This is a genomic window from Sphingobium sp., from assembly GCF_048594625.1.
Taxonomy (GTDB): Bacteria; Pseudomonadota; Alphaproteobacteria; order Sphingomonadales; family Sphingomonadaceae; genus Sphingobium.
Genome location: NZ_JBMDWL010000128.1, coordinates 1 through 7,646, shown reverse-complemented (window position 1 = coordinate 7,646; position 7,646 = coordinate 1). Strand labels below are relative to the sequence as shown.

The window sequence follows — 7,646 nt, the reverse complement described above, 5'->3', positions numbered from 1 at the left end:
GTGCGCGGCGACACGGTGGGGCGCGGCTGGCTGAGCGATGCGACCTTCCTGGACGGGGTGGCGTTGGCGGGCATTCTGCCCGCCCCGCTGGTCATCTTTGCGACATTCATCGGCTATGTTGCAGGCGGACCTTTAGGCGCGGTCGCGATAACGGTGGGCATGTTCCTGCCAGCCTTTGCCTTTTCGCTGATCCTGTTTGAGCGGCTGGAGGCGATCGTCGAGAATCCGGCGCTGCACCACCTGCTGTCCGGCGTCGCCGCGGCGGTGGTAGGCACGATCGCGGCCACATTCCTGCAACTGGCGATCGCCACGATCGGAAGAATTGGGCAACCACTCGTCGCCTTGCCTATATTCGGTATTGCTCTGGTCATCGTGTGGCGTGTGAAGGGCGCATGGGTCACCCCCGCGCTAATCGTTGCTGGGGCGGCCACAGCCTTTGTCTGGCAGTGAGATTTTATGGCTTCATCAACGGGTTCGGCAATTTGCGCGCAGCGAACCCGTTGGATTCTGTGCTTAGGCCGTCCGCACGCCAGGCCAGGGCGCGAGTATCTGCGCCTCGGCGGTGATTTTATGCATCAATCGTTCGAACCGATATTCGCGACGGCTTCCCAGCGCGGCGATATAGTCGCGCCCGGCATGCAGTTTACATACTGGCCGCAGAATGCGATCGTCCGCCAAAGCAAGTCACCATTTACACTTTGAATCAGCGAAGCTGCGCTGGAGATCGCGGCCCTTTCTATCAAGCCCCAAATTCGCCGGCTTAAATATAGTATACCCATTCGGGTATTGCATCGGGTTCCCAAATAGCAGCTCTGATCATGACATCGCGCACGGTACGACAATGACAGATATATGTGTGGGATACCCCCGGTGGCCCGGTATATCAGGGAGTTGAGCAATGGATCGCCGCGTACCGGACAAGGAAAGCCCCTTCCCGCAAATGAGCGATGGCCCGACCGATGATCGGGATGCGGCCGACATCGCCCTTACATACTCGCGTCTCCTTGAACATATGCCAATTCCGCTGTGGATGGTCGATTCCACCAGTCCGGCCAGCGTGTTTGAAAAGCTCAAGGCGGATGGACTGGAGGACATAGAAACCTATCTGCTCGAGCATCCCGAACTGGTTGAGTTCGCTTGCGACACGGTGATGGTGACCCATGCCAACGATGCGGCGCGGCAGCTGATCGGGCGAAGCGACAAAGATTATTACCCAAAGTCCGTACGTCACATATTCGAAGCGACGCCTCAGGCGGCAGTGCGTGTCATGACCGCACATTTCAATGGTTCACGGACCTATGTGGAGGAATTGAAGATCAACGCATCCGGCGGGCGGGTGGTGGATGTCCTGTTCCTCGTCACCTACCCCCGCCCCCCTGAAAAACTGGACGTGACGTTTATCGTCATGCTGGAGATTACCGAAAGGCTGGCGATCGAGGCACAGCTGCGCCAGTTGCAGACCGACATCGCCCACGCATTGCGCGTATCGACATTGGGGGAATTGGCGACATCGATCGCGCATGAGGCGAAGCAACCCCTTGGCGCGATCGCGCTTAACGGCACCGCCGCCATCCGCTGGCTGGACAAGGAACCACCCAATCTTTCGAAGACACGCTATCTAATCGAACGAATGATCGACAATGCCCATCAGGCGATAGAGACGATCGACCGTATTCAGGGCATGGCGGCGAGGCGGGTGACCGTCAGAGGCCGAGTTTCGCTCAATGACATCGTCAATGTGGCGCTGCGCTTCCTGCATCATGAAGGCCTGGAACGGCGCGTCGCCATCCGGGCGAACCTCGAACCCCGGCTGGCCGCGGTCTATGGCGATCGCATCCAGCTCCAGCAGGTTGCCGTCAACCTGCTGGTCAACGCCATGCATGCCATCGACAATCGCGATGAAGATGGCCCCCGGAAGATATTCGTGACGACACAAACCGATGCCAACGGTCGCGTCTGCCTGACGGTAGAGGACACCGGCCCGGGCATTGCAAAGGAGAATATCGACAAATTGTTCGACAGCTTCTTTTCCACCAAGAAAGACGGCATGGGCATGGGGCTGACCATTTGCAGCAGCATCATGCGGGTCCATGACGGGGAAATATTCGCGAAGAACCGGGAAGAAGGAGGCGCGATGTTCAGATGCTGCTTCCCCGCAGCGGACGACAGCCAGATCGACTAGGGCATCGTGCGCAAAAGCAGGAACCGGTTTTGCGCTTAAAACGACGCGACAACAGAAACCTGGAGTACGCGACCTGCGTCGGATTTAGCGCAGCGCGCTGTGAGTGAGTCGCCGTGCCGGAATACAGCCATATATGATGCGGCCGCCGGGTAGAGATTGCACCCGTTGACGAAGATTGACCTTCCTTTGGCTGGTCAACCGCCAAGTTGCGCTTTGGCGATGTGGAGGCGGATGCGCATTGGCAATAAGGTGGGTCATAGCGGTTCAATATGCCGCTGACCTGCACGATAACCTTGCGAAAATAAAAAAGGCGACGCCGGAGCGTCGCCCTTATCTGGTGCGTACCGACACTTGTTAACTGCCAGACCGCGATCTCTGATAAATGGATCTTCGGTTAATCGCGGGCGCGCGTCAAGCCCTGACAATTGCGGTTAGCTTCATTTCAGAAGCAAAATGAACTTGACCCGGATTGCTCCAACTGCCTCATTTACCACATATTTGGGGATCGAGTTTATGCGGAACAGGCAACATCCTATCTGGCGTCTGGGCGCTGATCTGGGAACCAACTCCCTTGGCTGGGCCGCTGTCGAACTGGACGCCGCCACGGATGGCAAGCCTGTCGCCATACTCGCAACCGGTTCCCGCATCTTCAGCGACGGGCGCGATCCCAAATCGGGCGCGTCTCTGGCCATGGACCGGCGTGATGCCCGCGCGATGCGCCGCCGCCGCGACCGGTTTCAACAGCGTCAGCGCGCCCTGATCAAATATCTGATCGCCGACGGGCTGTTCCCTGCCGATGAAGAGGCGCGCAAGGCAATGGCGGCGATCGATCCCTATGCCGTGCGCGCCCGCGCGCTGGATGAGGCGCTGACGCTGCCCGAACTTGGCCGCGCCCTCTTCCATCTCAATCAGCGACGCGGTTTCAAGTCGAACCGCAAGGCCGATCGCAAGGCCGAGGACGATATGGGCAAGATCGCGGTCGGAATCGACCGTACTCGCGACGCCATTCGTCAGGCAGAAGCAGAGGCCGGGGCGGAACCGGAAAGCTGGACCTTTGGCAAATGGCTGCACGAGCGCCGGCTGAAAGACCCCGAAGCGGCGGTTCGTACGCGACTGCGCCCGGAAAGCGGCGAAGATGCCAAGGGCGACGGATATGACTTCTACCCCGGCCGCACCCTGATGGAGGAGGAGTTCGACGCCATATGGGAGGCGCAGGCACGGCACCATCCCAATGTGCTGACGGATGAAGTCCATCATCGGCTGCGGAAAATCATCTTCTACCAGCGCCCGTTAAAGACACCCAAGATCGGCAAATGCACGCTGCTGTCCCGTGAAGACCGGCTGCCAAAGGCGCACCCCCTGTTTCAGCGGCGGCGTCTGCTGGAAGAACTCAATGCCCTGATGATCGTGCGCCCCGGTGAGGTCGCGCAGCGATTGACCCATGAAGAACGCGACACGCTGTTCCTGAAGCTGAAAGACAAGGCGAAAGTCAGCTTCGCCAGCATGCGCAAGACGCTGAAACTGGCCCCGGACGCCCGCTTCAACAAGGAAAGCGAAAACCGGACCGACCTGAAAGGCGATGAAGTCGCGGCCATCATGGGCGCGAAGACCCGGTTCGGCAATCGCTGGGTCTATCTGGATGCGGACCAGCAATGGGACATCATTGCCCGTCTGGGCGATGTGGAAAGCGATGCGGAAGATCGGGCCTTTCGCAACTGGCTGATCGCGACGTTCGACGTGTCGGATGATCAGTCCCGCGCCATTGCCGATGCGCCCCTGCCGTCTGGCCATGGGCGTTTTGGCGAGACGGCGACGCGCAGGCTGATCGACGCGCTGCGTACCGGGGCGAAGGACGGCCGCGTCCTCGTCTATAGCGAAGCCGTGACCGAGGCCGACCTTGGCCATCATAGCGACATGCGCACCGGCGAAGTCTTCGAAGATGAAGATGGGCTGCCCCAGTTGCCCTATTATGGCGTCGCGCTGGAACGGCACATCATGCCGGGTACGGGAGAACCATCCCATTCGGATGAAATGCGCATCGGGCGCCTGACCAACCCGACCGTCCATATCGGGCTGAACCAGCTGCGCAAAATCGTCAATCGCCTGATCCGCACCTACGGACCGCCGGTCGAAATCGCGATCGAGCTGGCGCGCGAACTGAAACTGACCGACGAGGACAAGAAGCGGATCAACCGCGACAATAATCGCAACCGCCTGGACGCCGAGCGGCGTTCGGAAAAACTGTTGGCGATCAATCAGCGGGATACCGGCGCCAACCGCGCATTGCTGAAATTATGGGAGGAACTTAATCCAGACAATGTGCTGGACCGCCGCTGCATCTACAGCGGCAAACAGATTTCCATCGAAATGCTGTTTTCGGCTCAGGTCGAGGTCGACCATATCCTGCCCTTCACCGCCACGCTGGACGACAGCAACGGCAACAAGATCCTGTGCACCCGCGAAAGCAACCGGGAAAAGCGCAAGCGCTCCCCCTATGAAGCCTGGGGGCAGACGGATCGCTGGGACGAAATCGCCGCGCGCGCTGCGCAACTGCCACGTAACAAGCGCTGGCGTTTCGAGCCAGACGCCATGGACAAATTCCGGGAAGAAGGCGGATTTCAGAGCCGCCATCTGGTCGACACCCAATATCTGGCGCGGCTGTCGCGCGAATATCTGTCGACACTTTATCCCGACCGGGGCGAAGGCAGCGGGCATATCTGGGTTTCGCCCGGTCGCCTGACCGAAATGGTGCGGCGCAAATTGGGGCTGAACGACCTGTTGCCCGACCATAATATCGGTGGCGGCGCGGATCAGGCGAAGAACCGGCTGGATCATCGCCATCATGCGATCGACGCCGTGGTCGTGGCCATCGTGGACCGATCCATGCTGAATGCCATCGCCAGAGCATCCGGACAGGAAGGCGTGGAAGGGCGCGAGCGGATCGTCATTCCCGAACCATGGGACGGTTTCCGCGACGATTTACGCAGCAGCGTGGCCGCCATCAATGTCAGCCATCGCACCGATCATGGCACGGTTTCGAAAGCCGCGCTGCCCAAAGGCACGGATGCAACCGCCGGACGGCTGCACAATGACACCGCATATGGCCTGACGGGCGAAACCGATGCGAAGGGCAACAGCATCGTCGTGCGTCGTGTATCGCTGGACAATTTCAAGAAGCTTTCGGACCTCGACCGTATTCGTGACGCGGACCTGAAGGCCACGCTTTACAGTCACCTTGAGGGGCTGGAAGGTTCGGCGTTCGAAAAGGCGTTGAAGGCATTTCCGAAACTGGAATGGCACCCGTTTCGCCACGTTCGCCGCGTCCGGGTTGTCGAACCGCTGTCCGTCATCCCCATTCGTGACCGAAACGGACATATTTATAAGGGATATAAGGGGGATTCCAATTATCGTTACGACGTCTGGGAACTGCCCAACGGCAAATGGGTGAACGAAGTCGTGTCCATGTTCGATGCACATCAGCCCGGATGGCAATCCGCCATTCGCGCCAATAATCCGACTGCGCGCAAGCTGCTCAGTCTGCAAAAAGATGACGTCCTCGCAATCGAGCGGAGCCATGATGTCCGCGAACTGGTGCGGATCGTCAAATTTTCCGAAAAGCAGATGGCCGTCGCCCATCTTAACGAAAGCGGCGCGCTGAAAGCGCGTGACGCCGATAAGGGCGATCCGTTCAAATATATCTACCCCTCGCCCTCCAGCTTGAAGTCATGGCGCGCACGCCAGGTACGAATTGACGAGATCGGTCGCGTGCAAGACCCCGGCTATCCGCCGCGCACCGCTCGGCGCAAGACCCGTCCCAAAACATAGACATGAACGCGGGGGTGAACCATGGACCGAATTGTCGACATCGCCACGGACGGTCGCCATCTTTCCGCTTATCGCGGTTTCCTTATCGTTTCGCAGGATCGTGAGGAAGTAGGCCGCATCCCCCTTGACGATGTTGCCGCCGTCATCGTCCATGCCCATGGCGTGACATGGTCAACGAACCTCATCGTGGCGCTGGCGCAGCGCGGCGCGATCATGCTGCTGTGCGGCACCAACCACAGCCCCGTCGCGATCTGCCTTCCCCTGGAGGGACATCATGCCCAAAATCACCGCATACGTGCCCAGTGGGAGGCAGGAAAGCCACTGTCCAAACAACTTTGGCGACGGATCATCATTGCCAAAATCCGCTGGCAGGCAGCTGTGCTGGAGGCGAGCGGACAGTCGGCATCCGCTTTCGATCTGCTGGCGCGGCGGGTCGGATCGGGCGATCCCGACAATGTCGAAGCACAGGTCGCGCGGCGTTACTGGCCGCTGTTGATGGGACAGGAATTCAGGCGAGACCGTGACGCGGGCGGCATCAACGCCCTGCTGAATTACGGTTACACGGTCATGCGTTCGCTATGCGCCCGCGCGGTGGTCGCTTCCGGCCTTCACCCCTCGATCGGTGTTCACCATGCCAACAGAACCAACGCCTTCGCCCTCGCCGACGATCTGATCGAGCCATTCCGTCCTCTGGTCGATGCTCTGGCGTTGCGGTTGATGGCAGCCGGAATAGAAAACGTCACCCCCGAAGCGAAGCGCGCCTTTGCCGGGTTGATCGCACTGGACCTGCCCGGAACAGACGGCACGACAACGGTGGCGGGCGCCGCCAATCGCACAGCGCAAAGCCTGGCAAAGGCATTTCAGAGCGGACGAGCTGACGACATCGTCCTGCCGACGCCGCCAGCCGGGCTGAAGCTGACCGATTTCGATACCTTGTTCGCATGAGCGCAACGCAACTGAGCGGATACCGGCTGATGTGGATATTCGTCATGTTCGATCTGCCCGTCGCGACACGGGAACAGGCGCGAGCGGCAACCAAGTTCCGTGAATTCCTGCTGGACGAGGGATTTGAGAAAAGCCAGTTTTCGGTCTATGCTCGCTTCTGCAACGGCAAGGAACAGTTCGAGACCTATATGCGCCGGGTCGAATCGAAACTCCCCGACCGCGGCGATGTGCACATCCTCAGCTTCACGGACCGGCAATATGAAAATATTATCCGATTTTCAGGGCAGCGCCGCCGTCGGCAACGAAAAAACCCGGATCAGCTGGCGCTATTTTGATGATTCGCTGGATTTTCGCTATGACGGACCATCGATTTTTGCGTTTCCTATCAACACAGTAATCGATAATCCGTCATAGCAGTTCAGAGATCGCGGTCCAGCGGCAACATGGATCTCGCGTCGAGCTTGCCGTGCCCAGTCATAGCAGTTCAGAGATCGCGGTCCAGCGGCAACTATTTCGATGTCCGTGTCGATTGCCGCGCGGTCATAGCAGTTCAGAGATCGCGGTCCAGCGGCAACTCCTTCCATATTTCATCCATCCATTATCTAGTCATAGCAGTTCAGAGATCGCGGTCCAGCGGCAACAGCTTGGCGCTGGTCTGCACCGCGCGCATCGTCATAGCAGTTCAGAGATCGCG

5 protein-coding genes are annotated in these 7,646 nt (G+C 59.3%); all 5 read left to right on the top strand.

The window, feature by feature from the left end; genetic code table 11:
- Positions 1–450: chromate transporter (locus ACOJSJ_RS16550; protein WP_420146057.1), on the top strand; the 450-nt coding region annotated here is incomplete at its 5' end.
- A 448-nt stretch (positions 451–898) separates the two neighbouring features.
- On the top strand, positions 899–2,182 hold the full coding sequence (locus ACOJSJ_RS16545; protein ID WP_420146056.1) for a sensor histidine kinase: 1,284 nt from the start codon (positions 899–901) through the stop codon (positions 2,180–2,182).
- A gap of 513 nt (positions 2,183–2,695) precedes the next feature.
- Positions 2,696–6,007, top strand: coding sequence for a type II CRISPR RNA-guided endonuclease Cas9 (cas9, locus tag ACOJSJ_RS16540; RefSeq protein ID WP_420146055.1), 3,312 nt, complete (start codon positions 2,696–2,698; stop codon positions 6,005–6,007).
- A 21-nt stretch (positions 6,008–6,028) separates the two neighbouring features.
- Positions 6,029–6,952, top strand: a complete 924-nt coding sequence (cas1, locus tag ACOJSJ_RS16535) for a type II CRISPR-associated endonuclease Cas1 (protein WP_420146054.1) — start codon at positions 6,029–6,031, stop codon at positions 6,950–6,952.
- Positions 6,949–7,287 (top strand): CRISPR-associated endonuclease Cas2, encoded by a 339-nt coding sequence (gene cas2 / locus ACOJSJ_RS16530; RefSeq protein ID WP_420146053.1) that lies wholly within the window; start codon positions 6,949–6,951, stop codon positions 7,285–7,287. Before cas1 ends, cas2 begins: the two co-directional genes overlap by 4 nt.
- Positions 7,288–7,646: the final 359 nt, after the last annotated feature.